A 23835-nucleotide genomic window follows, 5' to 3' on the forward strand; every position below is an offset into this window, starting at 1 on the left:
TCTCAATGAGAGTCACGGTTAAATCCTTCACCGGGGGGCGGGGACAAAGAGTAAACCTACCGATATCTTCGGCTTAGGCCGAGCACCCCTGGCGAAGTAAAGTCTACAACGTACCTGAAAACTTACAAGTGTGAACTCCGTCAGGCATATGAAAAAAAAAGTTTTATATACACAATATTTAACATTTATCGTGTCGAACCGCGCATGCTAAACTGAAAGAAGCCGCACCAGACAAGCCTTGTCGATACTTTTACGCATGGAACCAAAGGTGTACAAACCCTGCAAAATAAATTCCAGGAAAACTCTTATTTTTACTCAATGATACAAATTAGAGTGAATTTTTAGCCCAGACAGGTGTCCGTAGCCCTGCGAATCGACCCGAACCGGTCGCATAATGAACCCCAGAGCGTTCCCTTCTTCTGCCGCTTCGGCCAGACAATGTTGTTCAGTCTCGGTTAACTCCTCAGTACACCAGCCGATCACAACGCTGTAATTCCCTGTACGTAATGCTCGCACCATCGATTCTACGGTATGGCATGGCGCCATCTGGCTTATCTGCATCACTTTTGTCAGCGGCAAGCCCGCGGACAGCACCCACTGGCGGCTGAGTTTCTGCTGCGGTGTGAGCCACAGTTGCCAGCGAGACTGCTGGCCAAGTTGCTGTAACAGAGGCAGCAATAATAGCTGCGTCATCATGGGCTGGTCTTCACGGTAAAGCACTTCACTGATAAGCCCGGTTGAAACGGGCGCAGTGGAATTCAGCGTGCTATTGCCTGTGGAAGACGCGAAAGATGTTGAACGATTTGCGTAGCCTGAAGTGAACATAATCGACCCAGCCCTGTAGTTACTGTATGGATATACAGTAACCCCTGTACGGCCAAAGATCAACCTCATTTTCGGAAAGCGCCTCGCAAATTTGGACCAATTTTCATTCACATTGAAAAATCATCTTGCTGTTCGATCATAAGTTGCCTATTTTCCTGATAACGGATCCGTTAACAAAGATGACAACATTACTCCATGATTTAAAAAGGAAATATCATGAAAAAGATCTCATATGAACGGATCTATCAGTCTACCAAATACCTTTCACCGCTCGGCGATGTGCAGCATCGTGCATTGTTTGGCGGTTATACCCTGGCAGTAGACGATACCGTTTTCGCTATGGTGTCTGACGGCGAGCTCTACCTGCGTGCCTGTGAAGAGAGTGCTCAGTACTGCGTCAAGAACGCCACTTCCTTCTTAACACTGGTCAAACGGGGTCGTCCGGTATTGTTGAATTATTATCGAGTTGATGAGGGGCTCTGGCGGGATCATGAACAGTTTTTGCAACTCTCTTCATTTGCGCTTGAGGCGGCGCGGCGGGAGCGACGCCAGCGCTACACAATGCATCGGCTGAAAGATTTACCGAATCTCACCTTCCAACTGGAGATCCTGCTTTATGACGCTGGCATTACTAATGAAGAGACGTTGCGCGCGCTGGGAGCGGAGCAATGCTGGTTAAAAATAAGGGCGCTTAACAAGCGCCTCAGCTATAAGGTGCTGTTTGCGTTAGAAGGGGCAATAGTCGGCCTGCACGAAGCGGCGCTCCCGGATACCAGACGCCGGGAGCTACTCGCGTGGTTTAACACCCAGCCATTAACCAACGAGATTCATTCCGGCAGTTGATTAATATGCTGCTGTAAACGACATATCTCTGGCAGCAACGCAATAAGCAGGCCGATTTGCTGTAGAACCAGCGGTGCTTTGTTCTCAGCTTCCGGCTCCAGATGCGAAATGCGTTGCGCCAGTTCCGCTAAGGCCTGTTGAACGCGCGGTTCATCTGCGGGTCGCTGGTGGAGGGCATCATCTACATAGCAGACCGCATCATCCAGTAAGGTTAAGATTGTCGGGCTGGTCAGCTGCTCACGGTGCGCGCCTAATGCCGAAATATAGCTGGTAAAGGTATGATTCAGACACAGCAGACGGAAAGCAATCTCACGGGTTTGCTCCGTCGCCCCCGGTTCCCTCGACATATTCGACACCACTGACGCCAGCTCAGCATCGCGATTATGCGCATCGCGGCGGGCAATACGGTAAGCCAGGCGATTATCTCGGCCCTGGTGATACTGCTCCAGTATCGCATCAAGATAGCGGCAGTTGGCGTTAATCGCGTTATCCAGCACGCGCGGCAAATTACGAAATCGCCAGTCGGGCCAGATGAAACTCACCGCTGCCCAGGCGATGGCGCAGCCAATCAGCGTATCAATAATGCGCGGTAGCGCGACCTCAAAACCTTCGCCGAGCAGGTTGAAGCACAGTAAAACCAGCAAGGTAATAAACATGGTGGCGTGCGCGTACTGTACGTTACGAAACGCAAAGAACAACACCCCGGTGATTACAATCAGGATCAGCTGGCCTTCCAGCGACGGGACAAAATAGAGGATCGGCAGCCCAAGGGCGACCCCCGCCAGGGTACCGAGAACACGCAAAGCCAGGCGATGGCGGGTGGCATTGTAGTTGGGCTGGCAGACGAACAGGCTGGTCAGCAAAATCCAGTAGCCATGATTCAGACCGGTTACCTGTATAAAGGCATAGCCGACGCAGAGCACCACCGACATTCTTACCGCATGGCGAAAAAGGGCAGATTCCGGAGTAAAGTTGCGGCTTAAACGCAGCCACATATCGCTGAAACCGTGCAGGCTATCGTCTGCAAGCTGGTTTTCTGCCTCATTACCCGGCATGGCCAGCGCCTGTTCTGATTCGATGGTAGCGAGTTGGGCATCGATGGCGCGCAGATTACTTAACAGATACCCCAGTGCCTTCATCTGTTCGGCAGAGGTTCCGCTGGCGTGGACGCGATCGAGTGCTGCATCGAGATGAATGAACGCCCGTTCGAATCGGAGATCGTGCTGGTAGGGGGTTCGCAGCAGGATCGAGTGCGACAACTGCTGGCAAGCCTGAGCTTGCATCGACAGCAGCCGTTGAAAGCGAAACATCACATCGCTGTAGCGAAACTTTTCGCGCAGGCTGGCGTACTGAATATGCGATGAGCTGGCACGCTCGTGAATATCCTGCGCCACAAAATAGTAGTGCAAGGTTCTTCGGGTTCCGCGCTGACCGCGGTCGCCGCGTAAACGAGTAAGCAGGGAGGCTTTGGTCTGGTTTAACGTGGCGACCAGTTGGCCATTCGCCAACGCCAGTTCGTACAGCGGCGCCTGACCGTCGTCCTCAATATCCGGATCAAACAGCCGTGATTTTAACTCCAGATAGCGCGCCAGTTGCTCATAGCTGCGCGCCAGATTGTCCTGCAGTGGCCGAATGGGGAAAATGAGGTGCCCGGCCAGGGTGAGCAGGTTATACCAGACGGCGCCCATCAACAGCAGCAGCGGCTGTTGATACCACTGGTCGTAAAGCGAAACGCCCAGCATGGTATAAATAGCTATCAGCAGTGCGCCAAACGCGATGGTTGCGTAGCGCTGGCCCAGCCCACCCAGCAAAATAAAGACGCTGGTGGAGATCATCAGACCGAGGGCGAATAGCCATGGCCAGGGAAAGAGTAATTCTACCGAGGCCGAAGCAATAAAGAAGCAGATCAGGGTGATGACCAGATTGCGCAGCCGACCGGCAAGACGATCGTCCAGATCGGCCAGCGCCCCGGCAACCACGCCCAGCGTCAGCGGAATGGTCAACTTAACCTCACCTAACCACCAGGGCAGAGCGACGCTGCCGCAAAGCGCGATAAATATCCTGACGTTATACAGCCAGGTGCTGTTCCATGTGTAGCGGCGAAGCAGTGGGCTTAGCATGAGCGCACTCGGTCCTTGTTACGGAAAACGACGGCGGGCGTTGGCTTCCCGTGCGGCGCGGGCGACTTCCACCGAAACCACTCTGCGCCCGACAGGCCACAGGGCAATGGCGGCAATCTTGAAATTGGCGATCCCAACGGGAATGCCGATAATTGACAGGCACTGCGCAATACCTGCCGCAATATGCATCAGACACAGCCACCAGCCGAAAAGGATCAGCCACACGATATTAAGCAGCGTTCCGCCAGTGTTCAGCAGCGCGTTTTTGCTGTCGGGCTCCAGTTCATCGACGTGAATCGCATCATTACCGTATGGCATTAGCGAGAGTTTGGTGATTTCCCAGCAGGAGCGCGTCAGTGGCAGGGTGAAGATCAACACAATACTGACCAGTGTCGCAAACAGCCAGGCCAGGGTGGTGGCAAAACCACCAAGAACAAAGTTCAAAATATTCAGAACGGTACGCATAACACCTCGATTCTTTCCGTTTAGTTTAAGGCTCGATGATTGTAACGGTTTTTTGCGCTGGAGCACCTGAAAACTGGCAGTTAAACTGTCAGACAACTTCTCACGTCGTGGATCGGGCTGGACATGGAACTGAAAGCAACTTCGTTAGGCAAACGCCTGGCACAACATCCGTACGACAAAGTCGTTCTGCTTAACGCCGGGGTCAAAGTTTCGGGCGAACGGCATGAATATCTGATTCCCTTTAATCAACTGCTGGCCATTCACTGTAAGCGCGGTCTGGTATGGGGCGAACTGGAGTTTGTTCTACCTCAGGATAAAGTCGTGCGGCTTCACGGCACCGAATGGGCCGAAACCCAGCGCTTCCACCACCATCTAAACACCCTCTGGCAGCAATGGAGTGCCGAAATGAGCGAGGTTGCGGCGCAGGTTCTGCAGAACGTGCTGGATGATATAGCCGCAAGCCACCAGCAAAACAGCTGGCTTACGCGCGATAAAACTCTCGGACTACAGCAAAAAATCATTAACGCCCTGCAGGCATTACCGTTGTCTACTTCGCGTCTGCCGGAGTTTGATAACTGCCGCGAGGCCTGGAGTGAGTGTCAGGCATGGCTAACCGACGTTGACCAAAGCCGGCAGGCGCACAATCAGGCATGGACCGACACCATGCTCAGCCAGTATGCCGACTTCTTTGCCGGTATTGAGTCATCGCCGCTTAACCCGGCTCAGGCCCGGGCGGTAGTTAACGGTGAACATTCGTTGCTGGTGCTGGCTGGCGCCGGGAGCGGCAAAACCTCAGTGCTGGTGGCACGGGCCGGCTGGTTATTGGCTCGCAATGAAGCTTCCCCCGAACAAATCCTGCTGCTGGCGTTTGGGCGCAAGGCTGCCCTGGAGATGGATGAACGGATCGCCGCCCGGCTACATACCCGCGACATCACCGCCAGAACTTTCCATGCTTTGGCCCTGTACATTATTCAGCAAGGGAGCAAAAAAGTGCCGGTGGTCAGCCAGCTTGAAAATGACACCAAGGCGCGGCAGCAAATCTTTATCGACGCCTGGCAACAGCAGTGCAGCGAGAAAAAAGCGCAGGCCAAAGGCTGGCGTCAGTGGCTGGAAGAAGAACTTAACTGGACGGTGCCGGAAGGCAGCTTCTGGCAAAACGAGAAGCTGGCAAGACGGCTGGCACCGCGTCTGGATCGTTGGGTGAGTCTGATGCGCATGCACGGTGGCGCGCAGGCGGAGATGATTGCCGGTGCGCCGGAAGCGATCCGCGCCCTGTTTTCAAAGCGGGTAAAGCTAATGGCACCGCTGCTAAAAGCGTGGAAAACTGCCCTTAAAGAGGAAAATGCGGTCGATTTTTCCGGCTTGATCCATCAGGCGACCATTATCCTGGAGAAAGGCCGTTTTGTCAGCCCGTGGAAACATATCCTGGTGGATGAGTTTCAGGATATCTCTCCCCAGCGCGCGGCGCTGCTGGCGGCACTGCGAGCACAAAATAAGTACACCACCCTGTTTGCCGTGGGTGATGACTGGCAGGCAATCTATCGTTTTAGCGGGGCGCAGCTGTCATTAACGACCGCGTTCCATCATTACTTTGGCGAAGGCGATCGCTGCGACCTCGATACCACCTACCGTTTCAATAACCGGATCGGTGAAGTCGCCAACCGCTTTATTCAGCAGAACCCGAATCAACTGGCAAAACCGCTGAACAGCCTGTCCGTTGGCGACAAAAAAGCGGTGACGCTGCTGGCCGACGATCAGCTCGACGCGCTGCTGGATAAGCTGAGCGGTTACGCCAAACCCGATGAACGTATTCTGGTACTGGCGCGCTATCACCATCTTAAACCGGCCAGTCTGGCGAAAGCGGCCACCCGCTGGCCGAAGCTGCAGTTGGATTTTATGACCATTCACGCCAGCAAAGGACAGCAGGCGGATTATGTGATTGTAGTGGGCCTGCAGGAGGGTAGCGACGCGTTTCCCGCCCCCGCTCGCGAATCTGTCATGGAGCAGGCTTTGTTGCCGACGGTGGAAGATTTTCCGGATGCGGAGGAGCGGCGGTTGCTGTACGTGGCGATGACTCGCGCACGTCACCGCGTCTGGCTGTTGTTCAATAAAGAGCAGCCGTCGGGTTTTGTCGAGGTATTGAAAAATATCGATGTGCCGGTGGCGCGCAAACCCTAAATAGCCCGGGGCGTAGGCAGGCCGGGTCAGGCGAAGCCGCCACCCGGCATTGACCGTATTTACTTCAGGCGATCCGCCAGATAGCGGGGATAGTCCGGGATCAGAATGTCGTTCTGAGAGTGGAACTGCGGCGACTCAATAATAAAGTCTGCCGTGGACAGGTTAGTGGCCACCGGGATATTCCACACCGTCGCCAGACGCAGCAGCGCTTTGACATCCGGATCGTGCGGCACCGCATTGAGCGGATCCCAGAAGAAAATCAGTACATCAATTTTCCCTTCAGAAATCTGCGCACCGACCTGCTGATCGCCGCCCAACGGGCCGCTCAGCATGGCATGAACTTCCAGCCCGGTTTCGCGTTGAATCAAATTACCGGTTGTACCCGTTGCCGACAGCTGATGTTGTTCCAGCAGGGACTTATGACGCTGAACCCAGTTGAGCAGCATCTGTTTGCAGTGATCGTGTGCAACCAGCGCGATACGTTTGCGTGCTGGCAGGGTGCGAGTTGTGAGTTCCATAATCTCTATCCATTAATTAATTGATTACAGATTACTGGAAGCGTCTGTCTCTGCAAGAGAAAGGGAGAAAAATTGCGGGTCAGGACGAAGGTTGCTGCTTCGCCCACTGCAGGAAACGCGCCCGGGTTTCGGGATCGGCTATAGCAAACCAGTATTTAAGTCGTTGTTCTGTCACTGTCTGCGATTGCGGCGGCGGCATGTCCAGCTCAGAAACACCCGATAATAGCGCGCTATCATCAGCCATCATGGTGGCAAATTGCGGTAAAGACGCGGTTTGCCCGGCCTTGTTATAGCGCTCCGTATCATTCTCGTAATTGATACCTTTCGGCGTCTCGGTGATCGCCAGAATATCGAGCTTTACCGGAATCGGTGTGGCATCGCCATCCAGCAGTTCGATGTGGGGCGCATTATCAAAAACTTGCGACTCTTTTTCTGTTTCCAGTCGGGGGAGACTAAAATTAACCTGGCTGATGCGCTGGGTATTAAAGCTGGCGACCAGCGGGGGGGAGATATAGACGCGCTGTTCGTGGTTGCCAAAACGGATGGTTTTTTCAACCCGGAACACAATCTGATGCGGACCATTATCCAGCTCAATGCTGTCCGCACCCCGGAGCAATGAACTGGACACTTTTTTTCCATCAAGCACCAGTAAATCGATGTCCGTGGAAAGCCGTAGCGTTGTAGCAAAAACGCAAACCGGCATGAGCAGTGCAACCAAACCCCAGGCAATGCCGGTTTTCATAGAGAGCTCCTCTCAAAGATGCGCGATGTGAATAATGTATCTAAATTTTTCACAGATCATATTTACTAACATATAGACATATTCAGGCATTTTGCTCTCATGCAGATGTATGGGATGGCGAGTTGCCTCATCCACTTTGATGTACAATTTTAAAAAGCCAGGAGGAAAACGATGAAAGAAAACGATATTGCTGAGATTCTGACCACCACCCAAACGATCGCACTGGTGGGGGCAAGTGATAAGCCCGATCGCCCGAGCTACCGGGTGATGAAGTACCTGCTCGATCACGGTTATCACGTGATCCCGGTGTCGCCAAAAGTGGCGGGTAAGACGTTGCTGGGTCAGCAGGGCTATGCGACGCTCGCCGACGTTCCAGAAAAAATTGATATGGTGGATGTGTTTCGCAATTCCGAAGCCGCCTGGGGCGTGGCGCAGGAGGCTATCGCTGTCGGCGCGAAAACTCTGTGGCTGCAGCTGGGCGTGATTAATGAACAGGCCGCCGTACTGGCGCGTGACGCGGGGTTAAAGGTGGTGATGGATCGCTGTCCGGCGATTGAGATCCCGCGCTTGGGGTTAACCCGCTAAGCATAAAAGAAAAGCCCGGGAAGCATCACGCCACCGGGCTTTTTCATGATTAATTGCGCAGGCGCGGGGCCTGTAGCTGTCGACGAATGGTTTGCGCCAGTTCATCCATGGACGGCTGTTCGGGGTGCTCGTCCTGCGGCTCGCTACTCAACTGGGCTTCGGCTAGATAGGTATGCATCGCCTGGCCATCGTCATCTTCCATCACCACGTGATACCAGGGTGTGGCGCGGAGTTCTGCGTTATCCGCCAGCTCATCGGCTGACGGTTCGTCGAGGGAATATTCCGGGTCGATATCCACGACCACGCCCAGATAACCTAACAGGGAGTGGCGGACCTGCTGGCCGATACCGTATTTGCTGGCAATCATAGTCACCTCCCGGGAAACGTTACTTACACTCAAGGTGAGGGCAACATTCCACTTTTCAAGTTACATGATGCGACAGGCAAACCCTTTCAGATATAGCCCTTCCGGATAGGTAGCAATCACCGGGTGATCGGCAGCCTGACGGAACTGTTCTATAAATTGTACATCACGCCCCGCATCTACAGCGGCATCGGCGACAATTTTCTGGAATAAGTCAGTGGTCATCAGGCCGGAGCAGGAGAAGGTCAGCAGCACGCCACCGGGGTTAAGCAGCTGAATTGCCAGCATGTTGATGTCTTTATAGCCGCGACACGCGCCCATCAGCTGGTTTTTGTTTTCGACAAATTTTGGCGGGTCCATCACGATAACGTCGAAGGTTTCACCCTGGTCGCGATATTTGCGCAGCAGTTTAAACACATCGTCGCGAACAAATTCCGCTTTGCTCAGATCCAGCTTGTTCAGCGCAACGTTCTGCTTCGCCACGTCCAGTGCTTCCTGGGAGGTATCGACGCTGACGACCTGGCTGCAGCCGCCCATCAGCGCAGAGACCGCAAAGCCGCCGGTGTAGGAGAAGCAGTTCAGAACGCGTTTGTCTTTAACGTACTGGCGGGTTGCCAGACGGCTGTCGCGCTGATCGAGGTAGTAACCGGTTTTGTGTCCACCCTGAATATCCACCAGCAGTTTCATGCCGTGTTCTTCAATCGGCAGCAGGGCAGGCGGCAGCTCGCCGGTCACGGTGCCTTGCGTGAGTTCCATGCCCTCTTTTTTACGCACCGCAACGTCGCTGCGATCGTAAATGGCACACTCCGGGTACAGCGTCTGCAGGGCGCTAATTAACGCGGCACGCTGATATTCTGCACCGGCGCTTAACAACTGCAGCACCAGGAAATTGCCAAAACGGTCGATGGTGACGCCCGGCAGACCATCGGATTCACCGGCGATCAGGCGATAGCTGTCCAGCCCGTCGCGTTTTGCCAGCCAGTCGCGCCACTGCTGCGCCTGCTGTAAACGGCGGGTAAAAAAGGCGATATCAATCGTCTCTTCTTTATCGAACGTCCAGACGCGCGCGCGGATCTGAGAAGCAGGGGAGTACGCGCCGCGGGCTAACCATTTGCCGTGATGGTCGACGATATCGATGGTTTCTCCGAGATTGGCTTTGCCTTCCACCCGGGCAACCGCACCGGAAAAGACCCACGGATGACGGCGCAGTAATGACTTCTCGCGCCCTTTGGCTAACACTAAACGTACACTCATAATTTGCTATTCTGTCGATTCAAAAAGATGGCCGCCATTTTCCCGAGTTCAGCGAGGAAATGCAACGCGCCAGGCATGGATAAGGAGAACGATGATGTCAAAAGTCTGCATAATCGCGTGGATCCACGGCACGGTTCAGGGCGTCGGGTTCCGATACAGCACCCAGCGAGAAGCAATGCAGCTCGGGCTGACCGGGTACGCACGTAACATGGATGACGGCAGTGTCGAAGTCGTGGCCTGCGGCGAAGCGGAAAAGGTAGAACAGCTGATCGGCTGGCTGAAAGCCGGTGGGCCACGCAGTGCGCGGGTTGAGAAGGTCTTATCTGAACCGCATCAACCCGGCAGAGAATACGTTAATTTCGGTATTCGGTATTAAATACACTTCACCGGCTTAGGCAGACCGGCGATTTTGGTCGCCTGTTTGGCCGGGCCTTTCGGGAACAGGCGGTACAGATAGCGGCTGTTACCTTTTTCCTCGCCATACTTATTAGCCATCGCTTTGACCAGCATGCGAATGGCGGGGGAGGTATTAAATTCAAGGTAGAAGTTGCGCACAAAGTGCACCACTTCCCAGTGCTCTGGCGTCAGGGCGATTGACTCTTTTTCGGCAATCGCGGCCGCCAGCCCTTCGCTCCACTGGCTGGTCTCTTTCAGATAGCCTTCGCTATCGGTTTCAATCTCGTTACCTTCAAAGTTCAACATAATCATCACGGGTTTATCGAAAACCGCAGCAGTTTAGCAAAAAAAAAAGCCCCGCATAAGCGGGGCCCGGTATACAGCACGCTGGGTTAATTGCGGTTTGCAAAGCCCAGGATGCTCAGCAGGCTGACAAAGATATTGTACAGCGACACATACAGGCTCACGGTGGCGCGGATGTAGTTGGTCTCGCCGCCGCGAATGATGTTGCTGGTTTCCATCAGGATTGCGCCGGAGGAGATCAGAATAAATACCGCGCTGATCGCCAGGTGCAGAGCCGGCAACTGCAGGAAGATGTTCGCCACCATCCCAACCAGCACCACCACGATACCCGCCATCAGCATACCGCCGAGGAAAGACATGTCCTTGCGGGTGGTCAGCACATAGGCGGAGCAGCTGAAGAACACTAACGCCGTACCACCCAACGCCAGGCCGATCAGATCGCCCATCCCGGCAGACAGGAAGGAGTTAAGCATCGGCCCCAGGATGTAACCCAGGAAACCGGTAAAGGCAAACGCCGCAATGATACCGGTTGGTTTGTTGGCCAGCTTGTAGGTCAGGAACATCAGACCATACATGCCCACCAGGGTCAGGATAATACCCGGCGATGGCAGCATCAGTACGGTGCTGGCGGTTGCCGTCAGCGCAGAAAACGCCAGCGTCAGGCTCAACAGGAAATAGGTGTTACGCAGCACTTTGTGGGTGCTGAGCAGCGATGTGCGGTCTTGTGAAGAACTAACAATACGTTCCATGAGTCACTCTCTTATGACAGATGTTATTAGCGGCAAGAATAGGAAACGATGCGCCGGGAACATAGCTATTTTACCCATCTTTACTCATAGCCTTAGACGTCGTTCCAGCACTATCTGTTCCATAACTGCAATTTTGCCAAACGAAACGCGGTCTGGCAGTTTTAATCAGATCAAGCTCTTATAGGTTACTGAAAGATATTGCCTTATTACAGTCGCGGCGCTAAGAGTTATTGCGCATCGTCGGACAAAAAACAATAAGGCGAAGGAAATGAAACCATCATCACGCACTATCTTTACACTCTCTCTGCTGACGGCAGGCATCCTGAGTGCAAGCACAACGGCTTTTGCCGCCAACGTACCGGCGGGAACCGTGCTGGCAGAGAAGCAGGAACTGGTCAGGAATAATGGCAATGAACCGGCGTCGCTCGATCCGCATAAAGTCGAAAGCGATGTCGAATTTAATATTATCAGTGATTTATTCGAAGGACTGGTCAGTGTCGCCCCGGACGGCACTATCCAACCGCGGCTGGCAGAGAAATGGGAGAATAAAGACAACACCGTCTGGACCTTCCATTTACGCCCGGGCATCACCTGGAGCGACGGCACCGCCATTACCGCGCCGGAAGTGGTCTGGAGCTGGCAGCGGCTGGTGGATCCGAAAACGGCCTCACCCTATGCCAGCTATCCCGGCAACATGCATATCGTGAACGCCACGGATATCGCGCAGGGCAAAAAAGCGCCCAACACCATGGGCGTTAAAGCGTTAGACGACACCACCCTCGAAGTAACGCTTACCCAGCCTAATGCTGCGTTTCTGGCGATGCTGGCGCACCCGTCGCTGGTCCCGGTCGACAAGGTGATGATTGGCCGTTACGGGGATAAATGGACCCGCTCGGAGCATTTCGTCAGTAGCGGCGCCTATACGCTGAACAAATGGGTGGTTAACGAGCGGATCATTGCCGAGCGTAACCCGCGCTACTGGGACAACGCCCATACCGTGATCAGCAAGGTGACATACCTGCCGATCACCTCTGAAGCCGCCGATGTTAACCGCTACAAGGCGGGTGAAATTGATATTGCCTACACCCTGCCTATCAACCAGTTTGCCCAGTTGAAAAAAACCATGGGGAGTGAGCTGAATGTCTCGCCGCAGCTGGCGACCTACTACTACGAGTTCAACACCACCCGTCCACCGTTTAACGATCCGCGCGTGCGCAAGGCCCTGAACCTGGCGCTGGATAAAGACATCATCGCCGACAAAGTACTGGGGCAGGGGCAGCGCCCGGCGTGGGTGGTCAGCCAGCCAGAGATCGGCGGCGTGACGCTGAAAAGCCCGGACTACGCCAGCTGGCCGATGGATAAACGCATTGCCGAGGCTAAAAAGCTGCTGACCGAAGCGGGCTTTAACGACAGCCATCCGCTGAGCTTTAATCTGCTGTACAACACCTCGGAATCGCACCAGCGCATTGCCATCGCCGCCAGTTCGATGTGGAAGAAAAATCTCGGCGTGGAGGCGAAGCTGCAAAATCAGGAGTGGAAAACCATGCTGGACACCATGCACACCCACAATTTTGATGCGGTGCGCTACGCCTGGATTGCCGATTACGACGATGCGGCCACCTTCCTGAATAACTTCCGTACCGGCAACAGCGAAAACACCAGCCAGTACAGCAACCCGGCGTACGATGAAGCGCTGGTTGAGGCGGCAAAAGCGAAAACCACTGCCGAGCGCGGCAAGTTCTATCAGCAGGCGGAAGATCTGTTAGGCCAGGATGTGCCCGCTATTCCGGTTTATCACTATGTCCGCACTCATCTGGTGAAGCCGTGGGTAGGCGGATTTACGCCGGATAAGCTGGGCTACTACTACACCAAAGATATGTACATCAGAAAACACTGACGTGAAAAGGGTGAGGGGTGCGGATAAAATAGCCAATATGGTGTTGATACAACCGATTAAACGCATTTTGGCTATTTTTAAGGCGAACGAATGTGTTCGCTCTTTACAGGGCACCAGCAGCTGTTTATAGTGCGCCTCACTTAGGAAGCGTGGCCGAGCGGTTGAAGGCACCGGTCTTGAAAACCGGCGACTCGAAAGGGTTCTAGAGTTCGAATCTCTACGCTTCCGCCAAATTCGGAAACCCTGCGATAGCAATATCGCAGGGTTTTTTGTTTGTGGTGTTTGTACTATAAGTATGCGTCATCTAAGCATTAGTAGTCACGATTGAAGCAATAGCTTTCATTGACCTGCCCCCAGGATTAGATACAACGCTCACTGAGTCATGTCGGATCCTTCACTATCAGAATTACCCTTTCTCCAGGCCGCCGCAAATTCTGACGGCGTCTGATAATTCAGCGCGGAGTGCGGGCGGCAATCATTATAATCCTGACGCCATTCACTGATGGTTTTCCTGGCATGACCGACGTCACTGAACCCGTGTTTATTCAGGCATTCATCGCGAAAGCGTCCGCGAAAACGCTCAATAAATCCGTTCTGTGTGGGCTTGCCGGGCTGAATAAGTCGCAGCTCCACGCCAGCTCAGTGATGCGCCCTGATAAATGCGCATCTGCAGCCGGGCGCTTAACCTCAGACACCTCCATACCGCCATACTTCTTTACGCCAGGTGTAAAACGTGGCGTCGGAAATGGCATGCTTGCGGCAGAGTTCACGGGCGGATAGCCTCACGGACTGCATCACCAACCGCATCTTCATTGCCATATACCGCTGCCGTATCGATAAGACGATAACCTGCACGAATAGCATTCAACACAGATTGTTTGCACTCTTCTTTATCGGTTACCTGGAATACGCCAAAACCTGCCATCGGCATCTTAAGGTTGTTGCTTAAAACGGTATGTTCCACTGTAAAGTTCCTCCACTACGTTAGAGCAGAAATTTTAAGGTAAAAGATGAGTGATGATTAGTCTGTAACATCAGAATTAACTTATGAGATAAACTCATGAGTCCTGCCTGATTCTTTCTGATAAACACCGGCCTGAACCAACCAAAGTAGACATTTCCGTTCTTCATGAAAAGCCAACGCCTGGCTATTTGAGATCTTTCCCTGGTGAAATAATCAACGGGGAGCAGGTCACCAATAAAGGAATAGACGAGTTTTTTGTCATTTAGCGCACGCTTATGGTATTGAATATTGGCAATTTTATGGTTAGCCGTGTTCTGGTAACTCACTGATTCCTGGAACTCGGGAGCGTCACTTTAGGGTTGAAACATCAGTTTTGTCTCTACACCTGCTTGATTTGTCGGTTTTTTCAGCAACGTTCACAAACCACCGGAAGACATTCAAATTCTTCAATTTTGTGCTTTACACAACGCACAGGGATGTTTATAGTGCGCCTCACTTAGGAAGCGTGGCCGAGCGGTTGAAGGCACCGGTCTTGAAAACCGGCGACTCGAAAGGGTTCTAGAGTTCGAATCTCTACGCTTCCGCCAAATTCGAAAACCCTGCGATAGCAATATCGCAGGGTTTTTTGTTATTTAATCCTGAGCTGATACCGACCCCGCCTCGTCGTAAGGCAGCAACAGGGGGGGCCGATGTATCGACGACATCTTAAGCCCCCCGACTGAAGTTCATGATGCTAATGCGGCCAGGAAAAGCCTCGTCAAACGAGTGCCTGACAAAGGGGAGCATGAAGGCGCTCAATGAGTGTTGCAAAATGACAACGCCAAAAGGGAGGCCACCGAGGTTGATGCCGCGTAATATCAACCTACGGCTATCCATCAATGTGTAAACACCCGGCCATGACAAACCCGCGACATGCCATTTAGCGACCATTCTCAACGCAGATTTATCGCTATCACGTTATTGTTAGCCCGTGCTTCGCAACCCGCGAAGGAGCAGGTTTAGTGCCTTAATTGCCTGCGCCAGTCGTGTATCGCTATCATTACCTTCGGCAATCCAGAATGCCGCTTCTGCCAGGCTACCGTAGATCAGCGATGCAAGGCCCTCCACAGAGACATTGTCGATAATTCCTGACGTAATCAGATTACGTATCAGGTGCTGCATGGATTCCATGCAGTGGCGCTGTGATTCCGGTGAGGCCCCCCCCAGGACCGCTTTCGCATCGCGTAAAACAATGCGCTGAAATTCATGTTCCAGCGCCATCTCCAGATACGCCCGACAGCGGCTGCAAAACCCCTCCCAGGGATCTTCTGCACTATCTGAAATCGCCTGCAGACGTTGATCCATCTCGTCATCGATCTGGTCGACAACCGCGGCTAATAACCCTTTCTTATCACCAAAGTGATGGTAAAGCGCGCCCCGGGTCAGGCCGGCCTGCGCGGTGAGATCGTCCATAGAGGTATCAGCGTAACCCCGTTCGCTAAACACTTTACGAGCCGTCATTAACAGCGTAGCGCGGGTCTCTTCCATCTCGGCGCGGGTACGACGAACCATCTTCTCTCCTTACATACGACACGGATGATTATTTACATACTATGCGTATGAATATAGTATTGGATTCATACGCGCTGTATGTATTGTCGCTAAGCCACACTTTTGTGGCAAGTAAATGCTGATGGAGAAAGAGAGCATGAATCTGTATCGAAGCCTGTTTTCTGTACCTGGCACGGTTCATTTTGCCGTAGCCGGTCTGCTTGCCCGGGTGCCATTGCCGATGGCGGGCATCGGGATCATCACGTTGCTGTCGCAGCTATACGAAAGTTATGCCCTTGCCGGCACCGTCTCTGCGACTTTCGTGCTGGCCTATGCTCTGCTGTCGCCGCAGATCTCAGGGTATGTGGATCGTTACGGGCAGCGCCGCGTATTGCCTTTGGCCACGGCTATCAGTATCACCGGCTTTGCCATCCTGATAGCCGGTACGTACTGGCATTTGGGGCCTGTCAGTTTGTTTACAGGCGCAATACTGGCGGGATTCATGCCCAGTATCTCCGCCATGATTCGCGCTCGCTGGACCGCGCTGTACCGGGGCCAGCCCCAGTTGCAAACGGCCTGGTCCCTGGAAACGGTACTTGATGAAGCGACATTCATTGTGGGCCCGCCGCTTTCCGTCGTCCTTTCGGTCACGCTTTTTCCCCAGGCGGGCCTGCTGGTCGCCGCGCTATTGCTGGTTGCAGGTGTACTTTCGCTGGTGATGCAGCGCAGTACAGAGCCGCCAGTAGTGAGCGGCGCTGGCAGCATAAATCGTTCGGGCTCTGTGATTCGCCTGCCAGGGGTACAACTATTAACGCTGCTGATGGTGGCTATGGGAGTCATTGTCGGCACGATTGATATTGTGAGCATTGCCTTTGCCGGACAACAGGGACAACCGGCCGCGGCAAGCCTTGTGCTATCGGCCTACGCCACGGGCTCATGTCTTGCCGGGTTAGTGTATGGCTCACTGAGATTGAAAACCCCGCTCCATCGGCTGCTCCTGTGGGGCGCACTGGCGACGGCCGCAACAACCCTTCCTCTGATGATGGTGACCAGTCTTACTGCACTGGCGTTGGCCGTGCTGGCGGCGGGCATTTTCTTCGCCCCAACCATCATTGTCGCTATGTCACTTATCGAACGTCAGGTGTCTGAAAATCGTTTAACAGAAGGCATGACCTGGCTACTGGCCGGGCTCAATGTGGGCGTTGCGCTGGGGGCCGCGATTTCAGGTCAGGTTGTTGACGGGATTGGAACGCGATCGGGTTTCTCTGTCGCGCTGTGTGCCGGAATCACGGTTCTGCTAATTGCCCTTTTCAGTAACCTAAAACAGTCGCGCCCGGGCGCGTTAAACACCACAGGAACGATGTAATGTGGACATTTTCGCGCATTGAATACGTTCACCGCTCCTGGAAGGCGGTTGTCGGTCTGGTTATGACTGTCGTTGCTTGCCTTGCCCAAAACCGCACCTAATAAATTAGCCCCCGCTGGTCTTTTGGCGAGTTTGTATTTCCTTGGGCACAATCCGACAGCGATCACACTTTTGAATGAAACTGCCCAGCCGGGCGCATCGCAGTGTTGACGATACATAAGCCAGAATTATATGTTTGTGTGATAAATACAGCTTGTTACCGTTCGGCGGGCAAAACGTAAATTCAGCCACAGGGGTTTCCCTGGCTGTACTTATGTTTTGCCCGTTTTGCATTTCTGGAGTTGGCGATGCGCATTAGACAGATTTTGAACAACAACGTCGTCAGCGTCTGTGATGGTAGCGGAGCGGAATTTATCCTGACGGGAAGAGGCCTGGGCTTTAACGCCAGCGTCGGGGATGTTGTTGATGAGCGCAACGTGGAGAAGACGTTCCAGCTCGCGGACAGCTCGGTATCGGCGCGCTTTAAGGTGTTACTTAACGAAGTCCCGGTGGAGATCATTCAGCTGACGGATGACATCGTCAGTCTGGCCCGTCAGTCGCTCTCCCGCGCACTGAGCGATGTGCTGTATGTATCGCTGGCCGACCATCTGCACTTTGCCCTGCAGCGACACCGTGAGGGGCTGGCAATTCAGAATCCGCTGGAGTGGGAAGTCCGCCATTTATACCGCAAGGAATATCTTGTGGGTCGTCAGGCGCTGGCGCTGATCGCCTCCCGCACCGGGCAGCTTCTGCCGGATGCCGAAGCGTGCAGTATTACGCTGCACATTGTGAATGCCTCGATGAATGTGCCGGACGGGCAGGTGATGGAAATGACTCGCCTGATCTTCCAGATTCAGAACATCGTCAAGTACTGGTTCGCTATCAGCATCGATGAGCAAAGCCTGAACTATCAGCGCTTTGTCACCCATATTAAGTTTTTCGCTCAGCGGGTGATGGCGGGGGAGATTCTGAACAATGATGACGCAGAATTGTTCGAGCAGATGCCCAAACGCTATGAAAAAACGTTGAGTTGTGTTCAGGCCATCAGTGAGTTTGTCAGCCGCAACTACAACCACACAATGAGCAGTTCAGAAAAGTTATACCTGACGGTCCATATCGGTAACGTTATTCATCGTCAGCACAATTCCATTTAGGCTTGTTACTGTTTAATCAGGCAAACCCCAGAGGAAACAAGGTGTCCCGCCAACGCGGGCAATTGTGAACGGGCAGACTGTGCCCTTAATCTGGAGAGTACCACGGTGGATTATCAACATACCGCACGCAGGATCGTTGCGCTTCTTGGCGGCGAATCCAATATCAACTCCGTCTTTCACTGTATAACGCGCCTGCGTTTCAGCTTAAAAGACAACAGCAAACCCGATCGTGAGGCACTGGCGCAACTGGACGGCGTCATGGGGGTTAACCTGTCCGGGGATCAGTTCCAGGTCATTATTGGCAATAAAGTGACCCAGGTGCTGAAAGCCATTCAGGACCACGTCCCGCATCTGGTGAACAGCGAAAAGGGCGACGAGCAGGCGGCAGAAAAACGTCGCAACCCCATCTCGCGGATGTTTGAAGTGATATCCGGCATCTTTTCACCCATTATTCCGGCCATCGCCGGGGCGGGGATCCTGAAAGGCGTGCTGTCGCTGTTTGTCACCTTTGGCTGGGTTACGACCAGCAACCAGACCTACCAAATCATGACCGCCATCAGCGATGGGGTGTTCTATTTCATGCCGATGGTGCTGGCCTTCAGCGCCGGTTTGAAATTTGGTGCCAATCCCTATCTGTCGGTCGCACTGGCTGCGGTTCTGTTTCACCCGACCTTAACCACCTTGTTGCGTGCGGGGGATCCCATCGCTTTTGCCGGGCTGACGGTCTCGCCGGTTTCCTACGCCAACTCGGTCATCCCGATCCTCTTTTCGATCTGGCTGTTGAGCTATGTTGAGCGCTTCTTCAATCGGCTGATTCCCGCCGCGATCCAGATGATGTTTTCACCGCTATTGAGCCTGATGATTGTGGCGCCGGTGATGCTGATTTTCATTGGCCCGGCCGGGATCTTTATCGGTAACGCGCTGTCAGGTGGGATCATCTGGCTGGTGGAAAACATGGGCCCACTGGCCGGGATCGTGGTAGGCGGCTCGCTGTCGCTGATGATCATCACCGGGATGCACTATGTGCTGGTGCCAATCATGATCAATAACATTACCCGTCTGGGATTCGACCCCATCAAACCGCTGATGTTTGTCGCCAACTTCGGCCAGGCCGGGGCCGCCTTCGGCGTGTTCCTGCGCTCCCGCAACCAGAAAACCCGAACCCTGGCGCTGTCGACCTCCTTCAGCGCGCTGATGGGGGTATCGGAACCGGCAATGTATGGCATCAACATTCGCTTCAAAAAACCGTTCGCCGCCGCCCTGATTGGCGGGGCCGCCGGGGGCTGTCTGGCGATGACCATGGGGGTCAAAGCCTATGCCTACGCCTTAAGCGGACTTTCCGGTTTACCGGCGCTGGCGGGGCAGGGATTTGGCTGGGCGCTGGCCAGTATCGGCTTAGCCTTTGTGGTGGCGGCGCTGGTGACCGTGGTGCTGGGTTTTGAAGAACAACCCGATGTTGCTGCTACGCCGGATAGCCCAGCCGTTCAGAGCCACGATCTGCCCCCCGTTAAAGCTGCCCTCGGGGAACAGCTGTTCGCCCCCGCACAAGGCACGCTGATCCCGCTCGGGGAGGTGAGTGACCCGGTGTTTGCGGATGAGGTCTTTGGCAAAGGCATTGCCATCGTGCCGGTCAACGGCGAGCTGGTGTCGCCGGTGAACGGCCGGGTCGGGTCGGTTTTTGCGACCAATCACGCCATCACCCTGGAGAGCGATTCGGGGGCAGAGGTCCTGATCCATATCGGCATTGATACCGTCAAACTGCAGGGCAAAGGCTTTACCCGGCATGTTGAAGACGGCCAGCTGGTCACCGTCGGCCAGCCGCTGATCAGCTTCGATCTCGCTGCGCTCCGCGCCGATAACATCGATCCGAGCATCATTATCATTGTGACCAACACCGACAGCTATGACGACATTAGCCTGATTTCCGACAGCGACGTGGGATCACGCGACGCTTTTTTAAAACTGACAGCAACTGCTGCGTAAGGGGGAGTACGTGACGTTTTCAAAATCATTTCCGGATAATTTTCTGTGGGGCGGTGCGACAGCGGCCAATCAGCTGGAAGGGGCGCACGACGCAGACGGCAAAGGCCTGTCCGCCTCCGATGTCTTTATTTTTGATAGCAGTGCGCCGAAAGAACGCTGGCTGGATCAGTGGGCAGGGATGACTCATGCCCAGGTCAAAGAGGCACAGGATCCTGCCAGCCAAAAATATTACCCTAAACGCAAGGGCAACGATTTCTATCACCATTACGAAGAGGATATCGCCCTGTTTGCCGAGATGGGCTTCAAATGCTTCAGGATGTCGATTGCCTGGACACGCATCTTCCCACGCGGGGATGAAACCACCCCCAATGAGGCGGGGCTGGCGTTTTACGATCGGGTGTTCGATACCCTGCGTCGCCACAATATTGAACCGGTGGTCTCGCTTTCGCATTATGAGATGCCGCTGACGCTGGTAACGGAATATGGCGGCTGGCCGAATCGTCAGGTGATCGACTTTTATCTGCAGTTCGCCACCACCGTCTTCACCCGTTATCGCCACAAAGTGAAATACTGGATGACGTTTAACGAAATCAACTGCGTAAAACATCACCCGTATGTCAGCGTGGGGGTCATCGAAGAAGATCACCCGGCGCTCGAGCAGGCCAAGTACCAGGGCGCACACCATCAGTTTGTGGCCAGCGCGCTGGCGACCAAGGCCTGCCACGAAATTATTCCGGGGTCACAAGTGGGCTGCATGATCAGCTATCAGATCCTCTACCCGCACAGCTGCCACCCGGACGATCTGCAGGCCTGTGAAGAGGCCCAGCGTGTTTCCCTGTTCTTTAGCGACGTACAGGCCCGTGGGGCGTATCCCGCCTGGACCGACAGAATGTTTGCCGCAAAAGGGGTGACGCTTAACAAAGCCCGCGGAGACGATGAGATTTTACGCCAGTATCCGGTCGATTTCGTCTCGTTCAGCTATTACATGTCCAGTACCGTCAGCGCTCACCCTGAACGCCTGGAAGGGGTAAAAGGCAATCTGATCACCGGCGGGATCCGTAATCCGCATCTGCCGGAAAGCGACTGGGGATGGCAAATTGATCCTAAAGGGCTGCGGCTGGCGCTTAATCAACTGTATGACCGCTACCAGAAGCCGCTGTTTGTCGCTGAAAACGGCCTCGGCGCGGTCGACGTGCCGGACAGCAACGGGGTGATTCAGGATGATTATCGTATCGACTACCTGCGGGTGCACATTGAGCAAATGCAGGAAGCGATTGCCGACGGGGTCGATCTGTTCGGCTACACCTGGTGGGGGCCTATCGATATGGTCAGCGCCAGCACCTCGCAGATGTCCAAGCGCTACGGGTTTATCCATGTTGATCAGGATGATATGGGCAACGGCACGCTCAAACGCTCCCGTAAAAAGAGCTTTGGCTGGTATAAAAAGGTGATCGCCTCAAACGGGGCAGACCTCAGCTAAAACGTTATCTCAGGGATCGTGCAAGGCGGTCCCTGAGCCGTCGATTCGCTTATTGCGGACCCATCATCGCCTTCAGCTGTTGCGCATCAGGCATCCCGACCACCTGCTGGAGTTCCTGCTTTTCATTCATGTAGTAGATAGCCGGTGTCGCTGCTGCCCCCATTTCATCCATCAGCTTCTGGTTGTATTGCAACAGGCTGAAGGTCTCTTTCGAGGTGCCTTTTGGGGAGGCTGGGAGGGTCTTACCGTTGGACAGTTCATAGTCGCGCCAGGCTTTGGCCGGATCGGCCGCGTTTAAAATCGCTGCGGCGTTGGGCCCGCTTTGCGGGTTGAGCACGGCCACCAACAGCGTATTAATCTCCACCTTACCCGACTCTACCCACGGCTGCGCCGCGGCCCAAAACTGTTTGCAGTACGGGCAGAATGGATCGGCAAAGACGACGATCTTACGCTTTGCCGCCGGGTTCCCCTCTTTAATGCTCTTTGCGGCACTGAGTTTCTCCCACAGCTGACGGCCCTGCGGAATATATAACTCCTGAGTAAATACCGCCTCGCTGAGGTTATTGCCTTTTTCATCATACAGATAACCCGAAACGGCATGCTTACCGTCCGGCGTCAGCCAGACGGTAACGCCCATATCCTGATACTGGCCGAGCCAGCCCCGCAGGCCGCCCTCGGCGGGGATCTCTTTGACGATTTTGACGCCCTGTTTTTCTATCTGTTGGATGGCGGGCGGCAGGGGATCGCTGGCAAAGGCCAGCAGCGGTAACGCAGCGGCCAGCGCGGCGAATCTCTTCAGCATGATGCACTCCTTGTATATGCAGGCGCGATTGCAAACGCATACGATTCTCAGATTGATAAGACTGATGAATGATAGGAGCTCAGGTTCAGGTTACAAGTGTTTCTTTTTTACCCGGGGCATTACGCGGCCAGTCACGCCGAAAAGATAAGCGGTGCGGTGTGCAGCACGTCCATTACCACCACCAGCAGATAATGACTGAGAGCCTGCAGATGAGTGACCAGCGAACTCTGCGAGAAGGTCTGTAAAAGCCACATCGTCATCAGCGCTGCCGTGGTGACGATTGCCGTTAACACCAGGGTGGTGACGGTGATCCAGGCCAGCAAACGCCAGGCGAGTAAGTGCGCCATTCTGTAAACCTTCTGAGGATGCATTAAATAAAAAAGCCCCCGTCTTGCAGGAGGAATAAAGCCGTTAATAGCGCACTGAATTAATAATAAAGGGGTGGGTTGCGGGGCGGGAATTACCCCTTTCTATTTAGTTGCTCTGTTTGCCTGGTAGTACTCGCGGTGCAACCGTAACGCCTCGGACACTATTTCCTGCTTACTCTGCCGGGTTTCGAAGGCGGTGGTTCTCACGTATTCATTTAATTCATTATCAATACGCGCGCTGAGCATCGTTAAATCGTCCGATCGCCTTTCGCCGCGCGGCTTGCGCCTTTTAGGATAGCTCCTGCTGGTGTCTTGCATAGTGTCCCTCTGACCTGACTTACAAGTAATGTGCGAGGTGAAATATGACTCCCCGGTAAAATCATGTCAACTTTTGAAATATAACGACGACTATGTGATTCAAACGTTAAAAATTAAATTTATGGGCTGTTGTTTTTCATTCGAAAGCGCATTAACAGGGTGAGAAGGATAATAGACAGTTATTCATTCGATGACGGTTTGCGCACGGCGATCCGGGTATTGTTGTGGATAATTATGCGGATCCTACCCTGTAAAATAATAACACTCTGCATTTTAGCTTAACGGTGGGTGATATTTCGACATTAACAATCTCTTAAAAAATCGTCACAATTATGCCGCAGGTGGCGATTAAAAATGTGATTTAAGTTTGATTTAAGTCAACTATTGCTCACGGGGTGTAAAGATGGAAAGGGGGGTAAAAGGCTTGCGATTGAGAACGTATTTCATTCAGGTTTATTACGGCGGTTTTTATTAGGTGGTAATAACAACTGTGTATTATGGGGTTTTTATTTTCCCCATTTTGGCAGCGAGGATTTTATTTAATGTAAACATTATGCTTGCGTAGCGTTGCGAACTCGCTTTCTAGGAATAA

At 53.7% G+C, this 23835-nt stretch carries 21 protein-coding genes, 2 tRNA genes and 3 pseudogenes; 11 read left to right on the top strand and 15 right to left on the bottom strand.

Translation table 11 applies throughout. The features are described 5' to 3' along the window. Window positions 1-315: 315 nt before the first annotated feature. Window positions 316-825 carry an SOS-induced cell division inhibitor SulA gene (sulA, locus tag M8013_RS19665; protein ID WP_271269460.1) on the bottom strand — a complete coding sequence of 170 codons (510 nt, stop codon included), beginning with the start codon at window positions 823-825 and terminating at the stop codon, window positions 316-318. 216 nt (window positions 826-1041) lie between these two features. On the opposite strand from sulA, the gene M8013_RS19670 reads away from it, so the two are divergent. Further along, the gene (locus M8013_RS19670; RefSeq protein WP_271269461.1) at window positions 1042-1668 is read left to right on the top strand and encodes a TfoX/Sxy family DNA transformation protein; all 627 of its coding nucleotides are present in this window, start codon (window positions 1042-1044) and stop codon (window positions 1666-1668) included. Here M8013_RS19670 and yccS read toward each other — a convergent pair. Together yccS and M8013_RS19680 are read right to left on the bottom strand one after the other, a co-directional pair. Next, a complete protein-coding gene (gene yccS, locus M8013_RS19675) occupies window positions 1653-3788 on the bottom strand; it encodes a YccS family putative transporter (protein WP_271269462.1) in 2136 nt (711 codons plus the stop codon). The genes M8013_RS19670 and yccS overlap by 16 nt on opposite strands. A gap of 18 nt (window positions 3789-3806) precedes the next feature. Continuing rightward, window positions 3807-4253: a YccF domain-containing protein gene (locus M8013_RS19680; RefSeq protein WP_271269463.1), complete on the bottom strand. Its 447-nt coding sequence runs from the start codon at window positions 4251-4253 to the stop codon at window positions 3807-3809. A 123-nt stretch (window positions 4254-4376) separates the two neighbouring features. Between M8013_RS19680 and helD the strand changes: the two genes are divergently transcribed. Then, window positions 4377-6431 carry a DNA helicase IV gene (gene helD, locus M8013_RS19685; RefSeq protein WP_271269464.1) on the top strand — a complete coding sequence of 685 codons (2055 nt, stop codon included), beginning with the start codon at window positions 4377-4379 and terminating at the stop codon, window positions 6429-6431. Between the two features lie 59 nt (window positions 6432-6490). Here helD and mgsA read toward each other — a convergent pair whose 3' ends face one another. Further along, window positions 6491-6949 (bottom strand): methylglyoxal synthase, encoded by a 459-nt coding sequence (gene mgsA, locus M8013_RS19690; protein WP_271269465.1) that lies wholly within the window; start codon window positions 6947-6949, stop codon window positions 6491-6493. A 79-nt stretch (window positions 6950-7028) separates the two neighbouring features. Further along, entirely contained in the window at window positions 7029-7691 is a 663-nt protein-coding gene (gene csgI / locus M8013_RS19695; RefSeq protein ID WP_271269466.1) for a curli synthesis inhibitor, read from the bottom strand. A gap of 171 nt (window positions 7692-7862) precedes the next feature. Here csgI and M8013_RS19700 point away from each other — a divergent pair, with 171 nt between their 5' ends. Continuing rightward, complete coding sequence (locus M8013_RS19700; protein ID WP_271269467.1) at window positions 7863-8276, top strand: CoA-binding protein; 414 nt, start codon at window positions 7863-7865, stop codon at window positions 8274-8276. A 49-nt stretch (window positions 8277-8325) separates the two neighbouring features. On the opposite strand, the gene hspQ is transcribed toward M8013_RS19700, so the two are convergent. After that, window positions 8326-8643: a heat shock protein HspQ gene (hspQ, locus tag M8013_RS19705; protein WP_271269468.1), complete on the bottom strand. Its 318-nt coding sequence runs from the start codon at window positions 8641-8643 to the stop codon at window positions 8326-8328. 60 nt (window positions 8644-8703) lie between these two features. Continuing rightward, the gene (gene rlmI / locus M8013_RS19710) at window positions 8704-9894 is read right to left on the bottom strand and encodes a 23S rRNA (cytosine(1962)-C(5))-methyltransferase RlmI (protein WP_271269469.1); all 1191 of its coding nucleotides are present in this window, start codon (window positions 9892-9894) and stop codon (window positions 8704-8706) included. 94 nt (window positions 9895-9988) lie between these two features. Between rlmI and yccX the strand changes: the two genes are divergently transcribed. Continuing rightward, a complete protein-coding gene (yccX, locus tag M8013_RS19715) occupies window positions 9989-10270 on the top strand; it encodes an acylphosphatase (RefSeq protein ID WP_271270162.1) in 282 nt (93 codons plus the stop codon). On the opposite strand, the gene tusE is transcribed toward yccX, so the two are convergent. Both tusE and yccA read right to left on the bottom strand, forming a co-directional pair. Then, entirely contained in the window at window positions 10267-10596 is a 330-nt protein-coding gene (gene tusE / locus M8013_RS19720) for a sulfurtransferase TusE (protein WP_271269470.1), read from the bottom strand. The genes yccX and tusE overlap by 4 nt on opposite strands. An 86-nt stretch (window positions 10597-10682) precedes the next feature. Continuing rightward, complete coding sequence (yccA, locus tag M8013_RS19725) at window positions 10683-11342, bottom strand: FtsH protease modulator YccA (protein ID WP_271269471.1); 660 nt, start codon at window positions 11340-11342, stop codon at window positions 10683-10685. Between the two features lie 268 nt (window positions 11343-11610). On the opposite strand from yccA, the gene M8013_RS19730 reads away from it, so the two are divergent. Both M8013_RS19730 and M8013_RS19735 read left to right on the top strand, forming a co-directional pair. Further along, window positions 11611-13239 (top strand): ABC transporter substrate-binding protein, encoded by a 1629-nt coding sequence (locus tag M8013_RS19730; RefSeq protein ID WP_271269472.1) that lies wholly within the window; start codon window positions 11611-11613, stop codon window positions 13237-13239. Window positions 13240-13382: 143 nt separating this feature from the next. Next, window positions 13383-13470, top strand: a tRNA-Ser gene (locus M8013_RS19735). A 141-nt stretch (window positions 13471-13611) separates the two neighbouring features. Here M8013_RS19735 and M8013_RS19740 read toward each other — a convergent pair. The 3 pseudogenes from M8013_RS19740 to M8013_RS19750 all read right to left on the bottom strand — a co-directional run. Next, window positions 13612-13875, bottom strand: a pseudogene (locus M8013_RS19740) (integrase core domain-containing protein); the annotation flags it as partial. A gap of 41 nt (window positions 13876-13916) precedes the next feature. Next, window positions 13917-14019 (bottom strand): annotated as a pseudogene (locus M8013_RS19745) (transposase); the annotation flags it as partial. Continuing rightward, window positions 14015-14203 (bottom strand): annotated as a pseudogene (locus M8013_RS19750) (aldo/keto reductase); the annotation flags it as partial. The pseudogenes M8013_RS19750 and M8013_RS19745, both read right to left, overlap by 5 nt. A gap of 499 nt (window positions 14204-14702) precedes the next feature. On the opposite strand from M8013_RS19750, the gene M8013_RS19755 reads away from it, so the two are divergent. Continuing rightward, window positions 14703-14790: transfer RNA gene (locus tag M8013_RS19755), tRNA-Ser, on the top strand. 376 nt (window positions 14791-15166) lie between these two features. Here M8013_RS19755 and M8013_RS19760 read toward each other — a convergent pair. Continuing rightward, window positions 15167-15754: a TetR/AcrR family transcriptional regulator gene (locus M8013_RS19760; RefSeq protein ID WP_271269474.1), complete on the bottom strand. Its 588-nt coding sequence runs from the start codon at window positions 15752-15754 to the stop codon at window positions 15167-15169. A 115-nt stretch (window positions 15755-15869) separates the two neighbouring features. On the opposite strand from M8013_RS19760, the gene M8013_RS19765 reads away from it, so the two are divergent. The 4 genes from M8013_RS19765 to M8013_RS19780 all read left to right on the top strand — a co-directional run bounded on the left by M8013_RS19765 (window position 15870) and on the right by M8013_RS19780 (window position 21755). Further along, window positions 15870-17099 carry an MFS transporter gene (locus tag M8013_RS19765; RefSeq protein ID WP_271269475.1) on the top strand — a complete coding sequence of 410 codons (1230 nt, stop codon included), beginning with the start codon at window positions 15870-15872 and terminating at the stop codon, window positions 17097-17099. Window positions 17100-17446: 347 nt separating this feature from the next. Next, on the top strand, window positions 17447-18292 hold the full coding sequence (gene licT, locus M8013_RS19770) for a BglG family transcription antiterminator LicT (protein WP_271269476.1): 846 nt from the start codon (window positions 17447-17449) through the stop codon (window positions 18290-18292). Window positions 18293-18397: 105 nt separating this feature from the next. Further along, window positions 18398-20275 (top strand): beta-glucoside-specific PTS transporter subunit IIABC, encoded by a 1878-nt coding sequence (locus tag M8013_RS19775; RefSeq protein ID WP_271269477.1) that lies wholly within the window; start codon window positions 18398-18400, stop codon window positions 20273-20275. Between the two features lie 10 nt (window positions 20276-20285). Next, a complete protein-coding gene (locus M8013_RS19780) occupies window positions 20286-21755 on the top strand; it encodes a glycoside hydrolase family 1 protein (protein ID WP_271269478.1) in 1470 nt (489 codons plus the stop codon). A gap of 49 nt (window positions 21756-21804) precedes the next feature. Here the strand turns inward: M8013_RS19780 and dsbG are convergent, their stop codons facing one another. Together dsbG and M8013_RS19790 are read right to left on the bottom strand one after the other, a co-directional pair. Continuing rightward, window positions 21805-22557, bottom strand: coding sequence for a thiol:disulfide interchange protein DsbG (gene dsbG, locus M8013_RS19785; RefSeq protein ID WP_271269479.1), 753 nt, complete (start codon window positions 22555-22557; stop codon window positions 21805-21807). A 90-nt stretch (window positions 22558-22647) separates the two neighbouring features. Then, a complete protein-coding gene (locus M8013_RS19790; RefSeq protein WP_418939552.1) occupies window positions 22648-22887 on the bottom strand; it encodes a hypothetical protein in 240 nt (79 codons plus the stop codon). Window positions 22888-23835: the final 948 nt, after the last annotated feature.

The sequence above is a fragment of the Silvania confinis genome (genome assembly GCF_025564085.1).
Taxonomy (GTDB): Bacteria; Pseudomonadota; Gammaproteobacteria; order Enterobacterales; family Enterobacteriaceae; genus Enterobacter; species Enterobacter confinis.